Origin of the sequence: Alteraurantiacibacter aestuarii, from assembly GCF_009827405.1 — a bacterium.
GTDB lineage: Bacteria > Pseudomonadota > Alphaproteobacteria > Sphingomonadales > Sphingomonadaceae > Alteraurantiacibacter > Alteraurantiacibacter aestuarii.
On record NZ_WTYY01000004.1, the window covers coordinates 195721 to 211672 of the forward strand.

Annotated in this window: 13 protein-coding genes; 10 read left to right on the plus strand and 3 right to left on the minus strand. The window is 63.6% G+C overall.

Going from position 1 to position 15952, the window contains the following annotated elements; all coding sequences use genetic code 11:
- Positions 1–17: 17 nt before the first annotated feature.
- The 6 genes from nagZ to tatC all read left to right on the plus strand — a co-directional run bounded on the left by nagZ (position 18) and on the right by tatC (position 4179).
- Positions 18–1037 (plus strand): beta-N-acetylhexosaminidase, encoded by a 1020-nt coding sequence (nagZ, locus tag GRI32_RS09195; protein WP_160591493.1) that lies wholly within the window; start codon positions 18–20, stop codon positions 1035–1037.
- Entirely contained in the window at positions 1034–1855 is an 822-nt protein-coding gene (locus tag GRI32_RS09200; RefSeq protein WP_160591495.1) for a segregation and condensation protein A, read from the plus strand. The genes nagZ and GRI32_RS09200 overlap by 4 nt, the downstream gene beginning before the upstream one ends.
- A complete protein-coding gene (gene scpB / locus GRI32_RS09205) occupies positions 1852–2514 on the plus strand; it encodes an SMC-Scp complex subunit ScpB (protein ID WP_160591497.1) in 663 nt (220 codons plus the stop codon). The genes GRI32_RS09200 and scpB overlap by 4 nt, the downstream gene beginning before the upstream one ends.
- 89 nt (positions 2515–2603) lie before the next feature.
- Positions 2604–2834, plus strand: coding sequence for a twin-arginine translocase TatA/TatE family subunit (tatA, locus tag GRI32_RS09210; RefSeq protein WP_160591499.1), 231 nt, complete (start codon positions 2604–2606; stop codon positions 2832–2834).
- A gap of 25 nt (positions 2835–2859) precedes the next feature.
- On the plus strand, positions 2860–3300 hold the full coding sequence (gene tatB, locus GRI32_RS09215) for a Sec-independent protein translocase protein TatB (protein ID WP_160591501.1): 441 nt from the start codon (positions 2860–2862) through the stop codon (positions 3298–3300).
- A gap of 3 nt (positions 3301–3303) precedes the next feature.
- On the plus strand, positions 3304–4179 hold the full coding sequence (tatC, locus tag GRI32_RS09220; protein ID WP_160591503.1) for a twin-arginine translocase subunit TatC: 876 nt from the start codon (positions 3304–3306) through the stop codon (positions 4177–4179).
- 94 nt (positions 4180–4273) lie between these two features.
- Here the strand turns inward: tatC and GRI32_RS09225 are convergent, their stop codons facing one another.
- The 3 genes from GRI32_RS09225 to GRI32_RS09235 form a co-directional block, all read right to left on the minus strand.
- Positions 4274–4495: a hypothetical protein gene (locus GRI32_RS09225; protein ID WP_237437488.1), complete on the minus strand. Its 222-nt coding sequence runs from the start codon at positions 4493–4495 to the stop codon at positions 4274–4276.
- 131 nt (positions 4496–4626) lie between these two features.
- Entirely contained in the window at positions 4627–6276 is a 1650-nt protein-coding gene (locus GRI32_RS09230) for an amidohydrolase (RefSeq protein WP_160591507.1), read from the minus strand.
- On the minus strand, positions 6273–7202 hold the full coding sequence (locus GRI32_RS09235) for an NAD(P)-dependent oxidoreductase (RefSeq protein WP_160591509.1): 930 nt from the start codon (positions 7200–7202) through the stop codon (positions 6273–6275). Before GRI32_RS09235 ends, GRI32_RS09230 begins: the two co-directional genes overlap by 4 nt.
- A gap of 101 nt (positions 7203–7303) precedes the next feature.
- On the opposite strand from GRI32_RS09235, the gene GRI32_RS09240 reads away from it, so the two are divergent.
- From GRI32_RS09240 to GRI32_RS09255, 4 genes are all read left to right on the plus strand, one after another.
- Positions 7304–8575, plus strand: a complete 1272-nt coding sequence (locus GRI32_RS09240; RefSeq protein WP_160591511.1) for a threonine ammonia-lyase — start codon at positions 7304–7306, stop codon at positions 8573–8575.
- 163 nt (positions 8576–8738) lie between these two features.
- Positions 8739–9590, plus strand: a complete 852-nt coding sequence (locus tag GRI32_RS09245) for an arginyltransferase (protein ID WP_160591513.1) — start codon at positions 8739–8741, stop codon at positions 9588–9590.
- Positions 9591–10893: 1303 nt separating this feature from the next.
- Positions 10894–11748, plus strand: coding sequence for an autotransporter assembly complex protein TamA (locus tag GRI32_RS10930; RefSeq protein ID WP_419866769.1), 855 nt, complete (start codon positions 10894–10896; stop codon positions 11746–11748).
- Complete coding sequence (locus GRI32_RS09255) at positions 11748–15941, plus strand: translocation/assembly module TamB domain-containing protein (RefSeq protein WP_160591517.1); 4194 nt, start codon at positions 11748–11750, stop codon at positions 15939–15941. Before GRI32_RS10930 ends, GRI32_RS09255 begins: the two co-directional genes overlap by 1 nt.
- The last annotated feature ends 11 nt before the right edge of the window (positions 15942–15952 follow it).

Genomic DNA, 15952 nt, shown 5'->3' on the forward strand with positions numbered 1-15952 from the left:
CGTGCGAATCTGCCTGCATGGTACCAGCCATTTTCGGCCTTTCCGGTCTTGTCCTGACCGATGACGAACGCAGTTTTTTCCGCGATTGCGATCCGGCGGGCTACATCTTGTTTGGCCGCAATGTGCAGGACCGGGACCAGCTCCGCGCGCTGACGGACGATCTGCGCGCCATCCACGGGCGTGATCGCCAGCTGATTTCGATAGATCAGGAAGGTGGCCGCGTGGCGCGCATGAAAGCGCCGGTGTGGGATGCCTATCCGCCGGGCTGGAGCTTTGCCAGCCTGTGGGACCTGGCTCCCGCCAGCGCGATAGAGGCCGCGCGCGCCAATGCGCAGTTGCTGGGTCAGGATCTGGCCGAAGTGGGCATTACCGTGGACTACGCTCCGCTGCTGGATGTGCGGGTGGAAGGCGCGCATGATGTGATCGGCGATCGCGCGCTGGGAAGTGAGCCCAGGCAGGTGGCCGCGCTGGGCCGCGCCGTGCTGGACGGGCTGGCGCGCGCCGGGGTGACCGGCTGCATCAAGCACATGCCCGGCCACGGGCGCGCCTGCGCCGATAGCCACAAGGAATTGCCGGTGGTCAGCGCCAGCGAAGCGGAGCTGGAACGCGACATTGCCCCCTTCCGCACCTTGCACGATGCACCGATCGGCATGTCCGCCCATGTGCTGTATCAGGCATGGGATGCGGACAATCCGGCTACATTGTCCAGCCGCATCATTGCCGATGTCATTCGCCGCGATATCGGCTTTTCCGGCCTGTTGCTGACCGATGATATCGACATGCAGGCGCTCGACGGGACCATTCCCGAACGGTCCGCAAAGGCGATAGCGGCGGGCTGCGATATCGTGCTCAATTGCTGGGCGAAAATGGACGACATGGTCGGCATTTGCGAGGCCGTGCCTGTGTTGGGAGAGGCGGCGGCAAAGCGGCTGGACGCAGCGCTGGCATATCCCGCAGCATCGCTTCAGTCCGCCCCGCGTGCTGAACTGATGGCGCGGCGTGACAGCCTGCTGGACCTGACGAGGGCTGCGGCATGACGGCGGACGGCCTGTTGTTCGATGCTGCGGAAGCTGGCGCAGGCACCGAATGGGAAGGGCCTGCTGCCCCCACTGATTCCGATGTCGCGCTCTATCTGGAGCTGGACGGCTGGGAAGGCCCGCTGGACCTGCTGCTGGATCTGGCGCGGCGGCAGAAGGTCGATCTCAAGAGTATCTCGATCCTGTCTCTGGTCGATCAGTATATCGTCTATATTGAGCGGGCAGAGGCGCTGAAGCTGGAGATTGCGGCCGATTATCTGGTGATGGCGGCCTGGCTGGCATACCTCAAATCATCGCTGCTTTTGCCGCGTGACGAGCAGGAAGATCCCTCTCCCGAAGAGCTGGCGCTGAAGCTGCAATTGCGGTTGCAGCGTCTTGGCGCAATGCGTGAGGCGGCGGGCCGGCTGATGGGCCGTGACCGGCTGGGCCGCGATGTGTTTGCGCGTGGCGCGCCCGAAGGGCTCAAGGTCCTGCGCAAGAATGCCTGGCAGTGTGACTGGTATCAGCTGGTGCACGCCTATGGGCAGGTCAAGCTGCGCACGGAAACGGTGGTCCACATGGTGCGCGAACGCCCGGTGATGACGCTCGATTCGGCGCTCGACCGTGTTTCGGCAATGCTGGGTGTGACGCTGGACTGGATGGAGATTCGCGCCTTTCTGCCCAAGCGGACGGACAAGGGCGGCGATGATCCGCGCCTGCAAAAATCGGCGCTGGCTTCCAGCTTCGTTGCCGCGCTGGAACTGGCGCGCATGGGCAAGGCGGAAATTCGCCAGGAAGAGATTTTCGGCCCGCTCCACCTGCGCAGGGTCAGCGCGTGAACCAGCCGGTGGACGATCTGGTGCGGGCGGTGGAGGCGACCCTGTTCGCCGCCGAAGAACCGATGAGCGCGGAGCAGATTTCCGCCCATCTCGAAGGCGCGGATGTGCGCGATGCCTTGCGTGAGCTGGAGGCGCATTATGCCCCGCGCGGGATCAAGCTGGTGGAACGCGGCAAGCGCTGGCAGTTCCAGACTGCGCCCGATCTGGCCCATTTGCTGCGGCGCGAGAAGGAGCAGCTCCGCCGCCTGAGCCGGGCGGCCACCGAAGTGCTGGCGATCATCGCCTATCACGAGCCGGTCAGCCGCGCGGAGATTGAGGCGATTCGCGGGGTGCAGACCAGCGCGGGCACGCTGGACGTGCTGATGGAGGCAGGCTGGGTGCGCGCGGCGGGCAGGCGGGAGGTTCCCGGCCGCCCGGTGATCTATGCCACTACGCCTGATTTCCTCTCGCATTTCGGCCTTTCCAGCCGCCGCGACCTGCCCGGAATTGACGAGCTGAAGGCTGCCGGCCTGCTCGATCCGGTCGATGATGCGTTTGAGGACCTGATGGAACAGAAGACGGCAGACACGGGGCCTGACACATCTGAACAGGATGACACTGCCGTAGAGGACGGGCCAGACGAGGTTGGGCCAGACGAGGTTGGGCCGGATGAGAATTAGGTGGTCATTTTTGATCGCGGTGCAGAGATGCTGGCAAAGCCTGGTGAAAGCGCCTAGATTACGCTCTATCGATTTTTCGGAGAGTACCAGTGGGTAGTATCGGACCAGTCCAGCTTATCATCATAGCCGTGGTGATCCTCGTCCTGTTCGGCCGTGGCCGGATTTCGGAGATGATGGGCGATTTCGGCAAGGGCGTGAAAAGCTTCCGCCAGGGCATGAGCGATGAATCGGCAGCGCGGCCAGAGCCGGCCAAGCTGGCGAACGAGGCCAAGCCAGCCGAGACGCCTGAAAGCGCTCCGGCGGACAAGACCACCAATTAAACTCCAGTTTTAGGCGCCGTCAGGCATGTTCGATATCGGCGCAGAAGAGCTATTGGTAATCGTGGTCGTGGCGATCCTTGTCATCGGCCCCAAGGACATGCCCACCGCCTTGCGCGCTGCGGGCCGCTGGATCGGCAAGATGCGGCGCATGTCGGGCCACTTCCGCTCCGGTCTGGATGCCATGATCCGCGAGGCGGAAATGGAAGACATGGAGAAGAAGTGGAAGGCGCAGAACGAAAAGATCATGCGCCAGTATCCCGAAGGCGGACCTACCGAGATGGAGCCAACCGGAGCCTTTCCGCCCGCCAAGGGCGATGCAGCGCCAGTGCCGCCAGCCCTTTCCGGTCCTGAAACTGCCCCGAAAGCTGATGCGCCAGCCGATGCCGCTTCCCCGCAAGCCAGCTCTGCCGAGGCCCGGGTGGCACCGCCATCGCCAGTTGCCGATGATGCGAAGAAGGCGGACTGAGTCATGGCTTTCAAGCTCAAGGATCTGGATGATTCACAAGCGCCATTGATCGATCACCTGATCGAACTGCGCAAAAGGCTGGTCCGCGCGGTGTTCGCGCTGGTGGTGGCCTTTGCCGTGTGCCTGTATTTTGCAGACGATATCTTCGGCTTCCTGGTGCGCCCGCTGACGATGGCCTTCCCCGAAGGCGAAGGCCAGCTGATCTATACCAAGCTGTACGAAGCGTTCTTCGTCGAGATCAAGGTGGCGCTGTTTGCCGCCTTCTTCATCAGCTTCCCGATCATCGCCAACCAGCTGTGGGCGTTCGTTGCGCCGGGCCTTTATGCGCGCGAGAAAAAGGCTTTCCTGCCGTTCATTCTGGCCACGCCGATCCTGTTCACCATGGGGGCCAGCCTGGCTTATTTCGTGGTGATGCCCACCGCCTTCGAATGGTTCCTCGGTTTTGAAGGGACGGCAGGCGGACTGGAACAGACTGCGCTACCCAGCATGGGCGAGTATCTCGACCTGGTGATGCGCTTCATCCTGGCCTTTGGCATAAGTTTCCTGCTGCCGGTGCTGCTGATGCTGCTCAACCGCGCCGGGATCGTCAGCCGTGATCAGCTGAGCAAGGGCAGGCGCTATGTTGTGGTGGCGGTATTCGCGCTGGCGGCGATCATCACCCCGCCCGATGCGATATCGCAATTGTTGCTGGCGATACCCCTGTTGCTGCTGTTCGAAGGCTCGCTGCTGCTGATGCTGCTGAGCGAGCGCAAGCAGAAGAAGGAGCAGGAGCGCGAAAAGGCAGAGGCTTCAGGTACACAAGCTGCCAGCACAGAGCTGACCGGCACAGAAACGCCCGCCGACGATCTCACCAGCGAAACCAAAACCAGCGAGAGCTGATTTTTGCGTCCGGGTTTTTCCGGTCAGCCAGTTTTCAGGACACATAAAAACGGGGCCCGCAGGCCCCGCTTTGAATTCCGTGATCCACAGCGCCTTACGGGCTGGTGGGGAGGTTCTCACTGCCGTCTGCGGCAATGATGATGCCGGCAATCACGGCCGCAGCAGCAAGAATTACCAGGATGATGCCGGAGCCGCCCTCAACTTCTTCGCTATCCTGCACAGGAGCAGGCGCGCGGAGTGCATTCACGCTCTGAGCCAGAACCGGGGTGGCCAGCAGGCTGGTGGCTGCCAGGGCAACGACGATCTTCTTGGTCATCATGATTTGGTGGACCTTTCCAATTGCTAAATTCAATTCGTGACTAACAGATACTCATTGTATTGGCTAGATAATTCTAAATGGCTTGCCAAACATTTAAGGTCAACCCGTGCTTGCCCCTATTGGCACACTTAATCCTCGGATGAATACACTCTTTCCCCGGCGATCCATGTCTCCAAAACGGTGATCGCGCGAATCTGGTCCGGACCGGAGAGCAGCGGATCGCCATCCAGCACCAGAAAGTCCGCACGTTCGCCCACCGCCAGCGACCCGAATCGTCCATCGGCAAAACCGGCATAGGCCGCGCCCGCAGTGTAGGCGGCGAGGGCTTTTTCGCGGCTGATCGTCTCCTCTGGCATCCACCCACCGAATGGCTGTCCGCTGGCATCGGTGCGGCTGATGGCGACCGCCAGACCTTCAAACGGATCGGGCACTTCCACCGGTGCATCGGACCCGAATGCCAGCGGTGCGCCGGTGGCGGCAATCGATCGCCAGGCATAGGCGCCGTGCAGCCGGTCCGGCCCCAGCCGCGCCTCGGCCATCAGCCGGTCGGAAGTCTGGTGCACGGGCTGCATGCTGGCGATGATGCCGTGCTGGCCGAACAGCGGGATATCCGCCGAATCGACAATCTGCGCATGTTCGATGCGCCAGCGCCTGTCTCCGGTGAAATCCGCCGAGAGTTCATCGATGGCATAGAGCGCTTCCAGATTGGCGGCATCGCCAATGGCGTGGATGGCGACCTGAAAATCGTTCATCGCCGCGCGGCTCATCATGTTGCGCAGCTGGGTGCCGTCGATCACGTTGAGCCCGCGATTGCCGGGATCGTCCTGATAATCCTGCTTCAGCAGGGCGCCGCGCGATCCCAGTGCGCCATCCAGCCACAGCTTGACCCCGTTCAGCCGCAGCCGATCCTGATACAGCCACAGCGTTGGCCCGGTGCCGCCGATCAGCAGCATTTCGGGAATGCTGGCGGCGTAGGACATGATGCGCAGTTGCAGCCGCCCGGCATCGCCCGCGCGGCGGAAGGTCATCCAGTCCTCGATGGTGGTGCCCATATCGGCGGCGGCGGTGACACCGCGAGAGAACAGTTCCTGCTGCGCCGCATGCAGGGCAAGGTCCAGGTCCTGAGCGCGCGGGGGTGGAACCTGATCCAGCACCAGCCCCATGGCGTTATCCACCAGCACGCCTGCAGGATCGCGCGAACCGGGCTTGCGGATGATCCGCCCGCCTGCGGGATCGGCGCTGCGGGAGGTGATGCCCGCGGCAGCCAGGGCCGCACTGTTGGCCCACACGGCGTGGCCGTCTGCCCGTTCCAGCGCGATCGGCCGGTCGGATACGCTGTCCAGTTCCTCTGCGGTTGGGAAACGGCCAAGGCCCCATGTCACCTCGTTCCAGCCGCGCCCGACAATCCATGGGCGGTTAGGGAAGCGCTGCACATATTCGGCGACCAGCGCCAATGCCTCGTCCACAGAGCTTGTGGCGGACAGGTCCAGCGTCAGGCTGGCAAGGCCAAGGTCCATCACATGGGCATGGGCGTCGATCATGCCGGGCAGGACGATGCGGCCTTCCAGGTCGATATAATAGTCGATCTCGCCTTCAGGCGTATCGCCAAAGTCGAGCAGTTGCACGATCCGTCCATCGTCATCCACCACCATGCCGGTGAAGCGGTCAATAGTGCCGTCGCGCCCGATGGAGGCACCGTCGGCATGGTCGAAATGGGTGGTGGCGAATGCAGGGAGGGGCAGAAGCAGGGCCGCGCAGGCCAGCAGGCGGGCGATCATGCGGATGGTCCTGTAGGCAAACGGCCTTCGGGCAGATGGCGGATCAGTGCGGAGGTATCCTGCCGGTTACCGCCAGCGGCCTGCACCTGCGCATAGAACTGGTCCACCAGCGCGGTGACCGGCAGCGACAGGCCGCTGTCCTTCGCCTGCGCCAGGGCGATGGCCAGATCCTTGCGCATCCAGTCTATCGCAAAGCCGAAATCGAATTCACCCTTGGCCATGGTGTCCCAGCGATTGTCCATCTGCCAGCTTTGCGCGGCGCCGCCCGAAATGGCCTCCCGCACCCTGTCCATGTCCAGCCCGCTGGCCTGCGCCAGCCGCACGCCTTCAGACAGGCCCGCCAGCACGCCAGCGATGCACACCTGGTTCACGGCTTTTGCACCCTGTCCCGCGCCGGCATCGCCAATATGCACGATGCGCGCGGCATAGGCCTGCATCACCGGTTCCGCCCTGGCCATTGCGGCATCGGACCCGCCGCACATGATCGCAAGCTTGCCGTTTTCCGCTCCTGCCTGCCCGCCGGATACGGGGGCATCCACGGCCAGAACTCCGCGCGCTTGCGCTTCTTCGGCGATGGTCATGGCAATCGCCGGGCTGACGGTGGTGTGATCGATATAGAGCGCACCCGCGCGCATGGCGGCCAGCGCACCGGCCAGCGCACCGGCATCGCCCAGCATCACCTGCGCCAGATCCCGGTCATTGCCGAGGCACGACAGGACCACGTCCGCGCTGGCGGCTGCCTGCGCGGCAGAAGAGGCCACAGCCACGTCCAGCCCCAGCGCGCGATATGTCTCCAGCCAGCTCTGCGCGCGAGAGGCAGTGCGGTTCCAGACGGTGACCTTGTGACCGGCGCGGGCGAGGTGGCCCGCCATTGGGGCACCCATCACACCAAGGCCAAGGAAGGCGATTTCATGTGTCTTGCTCATGCGGGCCTGACTGCATTGTTGATGCGCGCAAAGCAATCTTTGCACGTGCAATGCGCTGCTTGGGGTTTCATTTGCGGCAAAAATTGGGATAGGCCCGCCAGATGAACACGCTCAACAACTCTGGCCAGACTCAGGAAGCCATATTGGACGCCAAACTGGACATTGCCGAGATCCACGCCGCAGCGGCGCGGATTGGCGATGCCATCGTGCACACGCCGACCATGTACAGCAAGACGCTGTCGCGGATTACCGGCGCCGATATCTGGCTGAAGTTTGAAAACCAGCAGTTTACCGCGGCCTATAAGGAGCGCGGGGCTCTCAACGCCTTGCTGCTGCTGACCGATGAACAGCGCAAGCGCGGCGTGATCGCGGCATCGGCGGGCAATCACTCGCAGGGCCTGTCCTATCACGGCACCCGCCTGGGCGTGCCTGTCACCATCGTGATGCCGCGCACCACGCCTACGGTAAAGGTGATGCAGACGGAAAGCGTGGGCGGCAAGGTCATGCTGGAGGGTGAGACTTTCGATGAGGCCTATGCCTACGCCCGCAGCATGGAAAAGCAGCTGGGCCTGACCTTCGTACATCCCTTTGATGAACCCAATGTGGCGGCGGGTCAGGGCACGGTTGCACTGGAAATGCTCGCCGATGCGCCAGAGATAGAGACGTTGGTCGTGCCTATCGGCGGCGGCGGGCTGATTTCGGGCATGGGCACCGTTGCCAAGAGCATGGCTGCGCAGCTGGGCCATCCGATAGAGGTGATCGGTGTGCAGGCGCGCCTGTATCCGTCCGCCTATGCGCGCTTCAAGCATGTCGATCTGCCGTCCGGCGGGGACACGCTGGCCGAGGGCATTGCCGTGCATGAGCCGGGCAAGTTCACCTCGCAGATCATCGACAAGGTGGTGGATGATATCGTGCTGGTGGAAGAACCGCACCTGGAAGAGGCGGTTGCCCTGCTGTTGCAGATCGAAAAGACCGTGGTTGAAGGCGCGGGTGCAGCCGGCCTTGCCGCAGTGCTGGCGCACAAGGAGCGCTTTACCGGCAAGAAGGTTGGTCTGGTGCTGTGCGGCGGCAATATCGATACGCGCCTGCTGGCCAATGTGCTGCTGCGCGACCTGGCCCGCTCTGGCCGTCTGGCGCGGTTGCAGATCACCCTGCAGGATCGCCCCGGCGCCCTGTTCAAGGTGATGCGCGAATTCAACGAGCACAATGTGAACATCCTGGAGATCTACCACCAGCGCATCTTCACCAATCTTCCTGCCAAGGGGCTGGTGACAGACATCGAATGCGAGGCGCGCGACCGCGAGCAACTCGAAGCGCTGATCTCCGGCCTCAGGGCAAAGGGCTATTCGGTTAGCCAGGTCGAACTGAACTGACCCGTTTCGGGGCGACTGACCGGGCATCCGGGAAAGATTGTGTAAATTAACCCTGCCTTCTGCCGAAATTATGGTTAAGATTGTTCCGCACAACGAATCCGCCGGTCATACCGGTGGGCATGGATCGCAGGATTAACCCAAGGCAAGAGGACCGCCCCCTGAAGTGACGGCTCCCGTAAGATTTCCCCGGTTCTTCGTGACCAGCCCTGCGCCATGCCCCTATTTGCCGGGCAAGACGGAGCGCAAGGTCTTTACCGAGCTGAAGGGACCACATTCGGAGCAGTTGAATGATGCGCTGAGCCGGATCGGTTTTCGCCGCAGCCAGACGGTGGCCTATCGCCCGTCCTGCGTGGATTGCCGTGCCTGCATATCGGTGCGCGTGGTTGCCCATGACTTCCGTCCGTCCGCCACCCAGCGCAAGAACCTGCGCCGCAATGATGACCTGATGTCCTCGGAATGCCGCCCCTGGGCCACGGCGGAACAGTTCGAATTGCTGCAGAAATACCTCGCCAGCCGCCATCCGGGCGGCGGCATGGCCGCCATGGACGAGGTGGATTATGCCGATATGGTGGAACACACTTCGGTTTCCAGCTTTGTCATAGAATACAGGGAAGCTGGTGAGGACGGCAGGCCGGGTCGGCTGGTTGCTGCATGCCTTACCGATCGTCAGGCAGATGGCCTGTCGATGATCTACAGTTTCTATGATCCTGATTGTGAGGCACGAAGCGGGCTTGGTAATTTCGTCATTCTTGACCACATCCGCCGCTCTGCGGAGGCTGGCCTTCCCTATGTCTATCTCGGATATTGGGTCGATGGCTCGCCACGCATGCAATATAAGGTCCGCTATCGCCCGCTTGAAAAGCTCGGTCCCGATGGCTGGAGCCGGTTTGGCGATGAGGAGCAGGCCGGACTTATTTCTGCCGTCACTGCCCCCAGCCGGCAGGATGCCCAGCCAGTGGACGGCGGCTGCAAGGATGGGACGCCTGGCGGGCACCATCAATACAAGCTGGCCTGATCCTTCTCAGAGCAATGGCATGAACCGCAGTGCGCTGGCGCTGGTGAGCGGTCTTGCGCTGGCCATGCAATCCGTCGCCGTTCCGCTGGCGGCGCAGGACACATCCGCGCCGCCCAGCCTTGAAGACCTGATCCCCGATGCGGCGGTGGCCGATCCCGAAGCATGGGCGCAGCAGGGCGACAATCCGGCCATTCCCGTGCCCGAGGAAGTGCCGAGCCTGCTCGATGCGGATTCGCCGATGGAGGATATGCCCGCGCTCACGATTGAGCGGCCTCAGGACATGGACCTGCCCGAACTGGTCCCGCTGGAGAGCGTCGAGCAAATCGATTTCGCCACCTTCGAGGATGTGATCGGCCAGCCCGTTGCGGGCAGTGAGGAGCGCCTGTCACGCGAACTGGTGCTGGTGTTCCCGTCCGACACCTCGCTGTTCCCTGAACGCGACGAATTCCTCGACCGGTTCAAGTCGCTGTCCGCGGTGCAGGAACTCGATTCGGGTGAGAACATCGGGCGGCTGGCCGCGCAGGCCCGATCGGACGAGCAGTTGCTGCTGCGCATGCTGCGCACCTATGGCTATTTCGATGGCCAGGTGATCCGCAGCGTGGATGTGCAGAATATGGGCGATCCCGAAGCCGATCACCGGCCCGTCGCGCGTTTCGATGTGCGGCCCGGCAGGCGGTTTGCCGTCGGTGCGGTCGATCTGGGCGATCTTGCCACCACCGGGGCCGATTATGACGCCCTGCGCGCGGCCTATGAAGTGTTCTCCGGTGATCCTCTCTCGCTCGATGCGATAGATACCGAGCGCTATGATCTGGACACGGCGCTGGGCGAAAGCGGCTATCCCTTTGCGGCCATCGATGCGCCGGAATTGCTGGTGGATCATGATCGGCGCGAGGGCGATGTCACGATGCCTGTGCGTCCCGGCGGAAAATATGTGATCGGGCAGGTGACCAGCAATCTGCCGCAATTCCTCTCGGGCAGGCATTTGCAGGATATTGCCCGCTTTGATACCGGCGACATTTACCAGCGCAGTGACGAACTGGACCTGCGCCGCGCGATTCTGGCCACTGGTCTGGCCGGATCGGTAGTCATAACTCCGGTGGAGACGCTTGCGCCCACCCCGGACCAGCCGGGCACGGTGGATATGGCAGTCGACCTGGTGCCAGCGCCCCTGCGCTCGGTCGCCGGATCGGTGGGCTATGGCACGGAAGAGGGGCTGCGCGTCGCGGCAAGCTGGGAACACCGCAACCTGTTCCCACCCGAAGGCATGCTGCGCGTGCGCGGCATTGCCGGTACGCAGGAACAGCTGGCGGGTGTCACTTTCCGCAAGAACAATTTCCCCGGGCGCGACCGGATTCTGACCGTGGACGCCTTTGCCAGCACGCTGGACTATGATGCCTATGATGCGCGCACCATCTCGCTGATCGGCACGTATGAACGGGTCAGCACCTTGTTGTTCCAGAAGCCTTTCAGCTGGTCTGGGGCGGTGGAACTGGTCGCCACGCAGGAGCGGGAAGTTGATGCGGCGGGCAATTTCGGTGCGCGGGAGACCTATCTGATTGCTGCACTGCCGGCTTCGGCACAGATCGATACCAGCGATGACCTGCTCAATCCCACCAGCGGCTATCGGCTGGGCGCGCGCCTGTCGCCGGAAATGTCCGATCACAATGGCGCGCAGAGTTTCTATCTGCGCAGCCAGGCCGATGCCTCGGCATACCGGCAGATGTCCGAAAATGTCGTGCTGGCAGGGCGCGTTCGGCTGGCCAGTATTCCGGGCGCATCGGTGGACGATATCGCGCCTTCGCGGCGCATCTATGCCGGTGGCGGCGGATCGGTGCGCGGTTACGGCTATCGCCAGATCGGGCCGCTCAACGGGCTGGGCGATCCCACGGGCGGACGCTCGCTGGTGGAATTTTCGCTTGAGGCACGCATCCGCACCGGCCTGATGGACGGCGCCGTGGGCGTGGTGCCCTTCATCGATGCGGGCAGCGTGGGGCAGGACCCGATCCCCGGCTTCGATGCCATCAAGTTCGGTGCCGGTGTCGGTCTTCGTTACCATTCCAGCTTCGGTCCGATCCGCATCGATATTGCCGCTCCGCTCAACCCCGGTCCCAATGATGCGCCGGTGGCCGTTTACGTGGCGCTGGGTCAGGCGTTTTGATGGCGGAGGCAACCGCAACCCGGGATGAGGCAGAAGTCCGCAAGCCATTGTGGCGGGCGATGCTGCGCTGGGCGGGCCGTGGCCTGCTGGCCCTGCTGGTGCTGTTGCTGGGGTTGATAGTCTTCTTGCACACGCCGCCCGGGCGCCAGCTGATCATCGACCAGATCGCCAAATTCGCGCCTGCCTCCGGCCTGTCGGTCGAAGTGGGATCGATAGAAGGATCGGTGCTGTGGAGCGCCACCTTCAACGATGTGCAGCTGCGCGATGCCAATGACGTGCTGTTCCTTGAAGTGCCCGAGGTCGACCTCAACTGGCGGCCCTATCGCTGGTTCACCAGTGGGCTGGATATCCGCCATCTGGTGATCAGCGATGGCACGCTTTACGCCGCGCCGGAGCTGATTCCGGGCGATCCCGATGCGCCCCTGCTGCCCGATTTCGATATCCGCGTGGATCATTTCGTGATCGACAACCTGACCGTGGCCGAGGGGCTGCTGGGCGAAGAGCGAGTGATCGGCTTCAACGCCGCGATTGACCTGCGCGATGGCCGCGTATTCGCCGATGCGGGCGGAGAGTTCGGCGGCGGCGATCAGTTCACCTTGCGGGTCGAATCAGAGCCCGACAACAACATCTTTGACCTTGATCTCAACTGGCAGGCCCCGGCAGGCGGTTTCCTTGCCACCATGGTCGGTGCCGAGGATGACCTCAGCATAGACCTGCACGGCGATGGCAGCTGGTCATCATGGGAAGGCCTGTTGCTGGCCCGGCAGGCTGGCGCAGATCTGGTCAATTTCGATATCTACAATGAGGCCGGGCAATATCGGCTCGTCGGCAATGTCCACCCCGGTGCCTATGTTGAAGGGCAGCTGGCCCGCGCCTTGGGCGAGGACGTGGCCTTCACCGCATCGGGCACGTTGCAGGACAGCACGCTGCAAGGCGGGTTTGCCGTGCGCGGCAAGGCGCTGGACCTGGATGGCAATGGCGCCATCGACCTGGCCGAAAACCGCTTCATCAATCTGGCGCTGGAAGCGGTCCTGCTCGATCCGGCATTCTTCGGCGAGGGTGTCGCGCTGGAGGATGCATCGCTGCGCGCCCGGCTTGACGGGCCGTTCCGCGAACTGGCCATCCCTCATGAACTTTCCGTCGGTAGGATTGCAGCGGGCGATATCGTATTCAGCGATGTGGTCCAGCGCGGCATAGTGAGCTTTGACGGGCCGCGTATTGCCATTCCGCTGGATATGCAGGTTGGCCGCGTGGTCAGCGGCAATGCCATGGTCGATCCACGCCTGTTCAGCGGCAAGCTGGACGGAACGCTGGTCTATCAGGACAACCGGCTCACCTCGAACGACCTCGATATCGTGTTCCGCGGCCTGACCGCGCAGCTGGGCCTTGCGGGTGATCTTGCCAGCGGGCGCTTCCAGCTGACCGGCCCGGTCAATGCGCGCGGGCTGGAATTTGACGGCATCGGCAGCGTCGATGCGGTGGCGCGGATCATCTTTGCCATTGGCGGCGATGCGCCGTGGAGCCTGGCCGCGCAATTGCAGGGCGGGCTGGGCCGGGTGGACAACCCCACCATCGCCAATATCGCCGGTGACAATATCCGCTTCAACGGCGGCGTTTCACTGGGTGAGGGGCGGCCCATTTCGTTCAACGCCATGAAGGTGAGCGGCAGCAAGCTGGAACTGGCAGTCGATGGCAGTGTGGCGGGGGATACCACCACGCTGGCAGGCGGCGGCACCCATGCCGATTACGGTCCCTTCACGATTGATGCGGTGCTGGCAGGCGATGGTCCGCGCGCGCAACTGGTGCTGGCCAGTCCGCTGCCCGCAGCCGGGCTGAAGGACGTGCATGTTGCGCTGGCTCCATCTGACGATGGCTTTGCGGTGGAAACTTCGGGCGCGTCCCTGCTCGGCCCGTTTGATGGCACCATCGGCATCGCGCTGGCGGACAATGGCGATGTGTCGATTGCGATCACCCGCCTCGATATCGCGGAGAGCCGGGTGACCGGCAATCTGGCGCTGGTTGAAGACGGCGTGGCGGGCACATTGAACATGTCGCGCGGCGGGGTGAATGGCGTTGTCCGGCTCGCTCCCCAGGCAGGCGGGCAGGGCTTCGACATCGATCTGGAGGCGCGCAACGCCCGCTTCGGCGGGGAGACACCGCTCACGCTGGCGCGCATGTCGCTGGTAGCCCGCGGGCTTTACGGCGACAATGGCCTGGCGGTTGACGGCACGATGAGCGCCACCGGCGTTGGCTATGGAAATCTGTTTATCGGACGAATGGGCGCGACTGCCGATTTTGCCGACGGGACGGGCAATTTCGATGCCGCAATTACCGGTGCCCGCGGCACGCGCTTCGATTTGCAGCTGACCGGTGCCATGTCGCCTGATCGCATCACGCTGGCCGCTACCGGATCGCATGCCGGGCGTGCCATCGCCATGCCGCGCCGCGCGGTGCTGGACCGCACAGCCGATGGCGGATGGCAATTGCAGCGCACCCAGCTGGGCTATGGCGATGGCTTTGCTATCCTGAGCGGGCGCTTTGGCGGCGATCAGCCCGTGCAGGGCCGCTTGAGCCTGTCTGACCTGCCGCTGTCGCTGGTGGATGTGCTGGCTGGCGATATTGGCCTTGGCGGCACGGTATCGGGCGTGATTGATATCGGCTCCAGCGAAGGAGGATTGCCCACGGGGCAGGCGCGGCTGATGGTGGAAGGGCTGACCCGCTCGGGCCTGCTGCTCACCTCGCGCCCGATGAACCTGGCCACGGTCATCAGCCTTTCGCCCGGCATCCTGCAGGCGCGCGCCGTGCTGGATGATGATGGCGGCACGCATGGCACGCTTGCCGCGCGCATTTCCGGCCTGTCACCCACCGGCTCGCTGATACCGCGCCTCTATGCCGGAGACCTGTTTGCGCAGCTGCGGTATGACGGGCCGTCTGCTGCGCTGTGGAGGCTGGCGGCGATAGACCTGCTGGACGTGACCGGAGAGATCCAGCTGGCCGCCAATGTGCGCGGCACTCTGGGCAATCCGCAGGTCCGCGGATCGCTGAACGGCGATAATCTGCGTGTGCAGAGCCTGCTGACGGGGACGGATATCACCCAGGTTGCAGCCAGTGGCAGGTTCGATGGCTCGCGCCTGCAATTGACCAGCTTTGTCGGCAATGCGCCGGGTGGCGGGCGCGTCAGCGGCAGCGGCTTTGTGGACCTGGCGGGCATGAACCGCGATCGCGGGCCGCAGATCGATATCCGCATCGCCGCGCGCAATGCCCGTATCCTGGACCTGCCGGGCACCAGTGCAACCGTGACCGGCCCCCTGCGCATCGTTTCCAGCGGAGTGGGCGGGACCATTGCCGGCAGGCTGACGGTGAATGAAGCCGAATGGCAGTTGGGCACCACCGAAGCCGCGGTGGAACTGCCCGACATCGCTATCAGGGAAATCAACCAGCCCGCCGATCTGGCGCCGGTAACGCGGCAGGGGCGACCGTGGCGCTATCTGATCGATGCCACCGCCAATCGCGGGATCAAGGTCGATGGCATGGGGCTGGAGAGTGAATGGCGCGGAGACCTGTTGCTGCGCGGGACGACATCCGATCCGCGCATCGGCGGTGAGGCGCGCATCGTGCCGCGGCAGGGCTTCTATTCCTTTGCCGGCGTGCGTTTCGAGATCACTCGTGGGCGTATCGATTTTGATGAAACCGTGCCGCCCGATCCGCGTCTGGACCTGCTGGCGGAAACCGATGTCAACGGCATTGATGTCTCGGTGACGGTGCAGGGCAGCGCCAGCCGACCGGAAATCTCCTTCAATTCCGTTCCCGCCCTGCCTGAAGAAGAATTGCTTGCGCGCCTGCTGTTCGGCGGGTCGATCACCGATCTTTCGGCAACCGACGCGGTGCAGCTGGGGGCGGCGCTTGCCAGCCTGCGCGGCGGTGGCGGGATCGATCCGATCAACCAGCTGCGCACCGCCATCGGGCTGGACCGCCTGCGCATCGTCCCGTCCGATCCCGCGCTCGATCGCGGCACATCGGTGGCGCTGGGCAAGAACATCACCCGCCGCGCCTATGTGGAGATTATCACCGACGGGCAGGGCTATAACGCGACCGAGCTGGAATTCCGCATCACCAGCTGGCTGTCGCTTCTGGGTTCGATCAGCACGGTCGGTCGCGGCGGTGTTTCGGCGGAATTCAGCCGCGATTACTAGCGCGGCCCCAA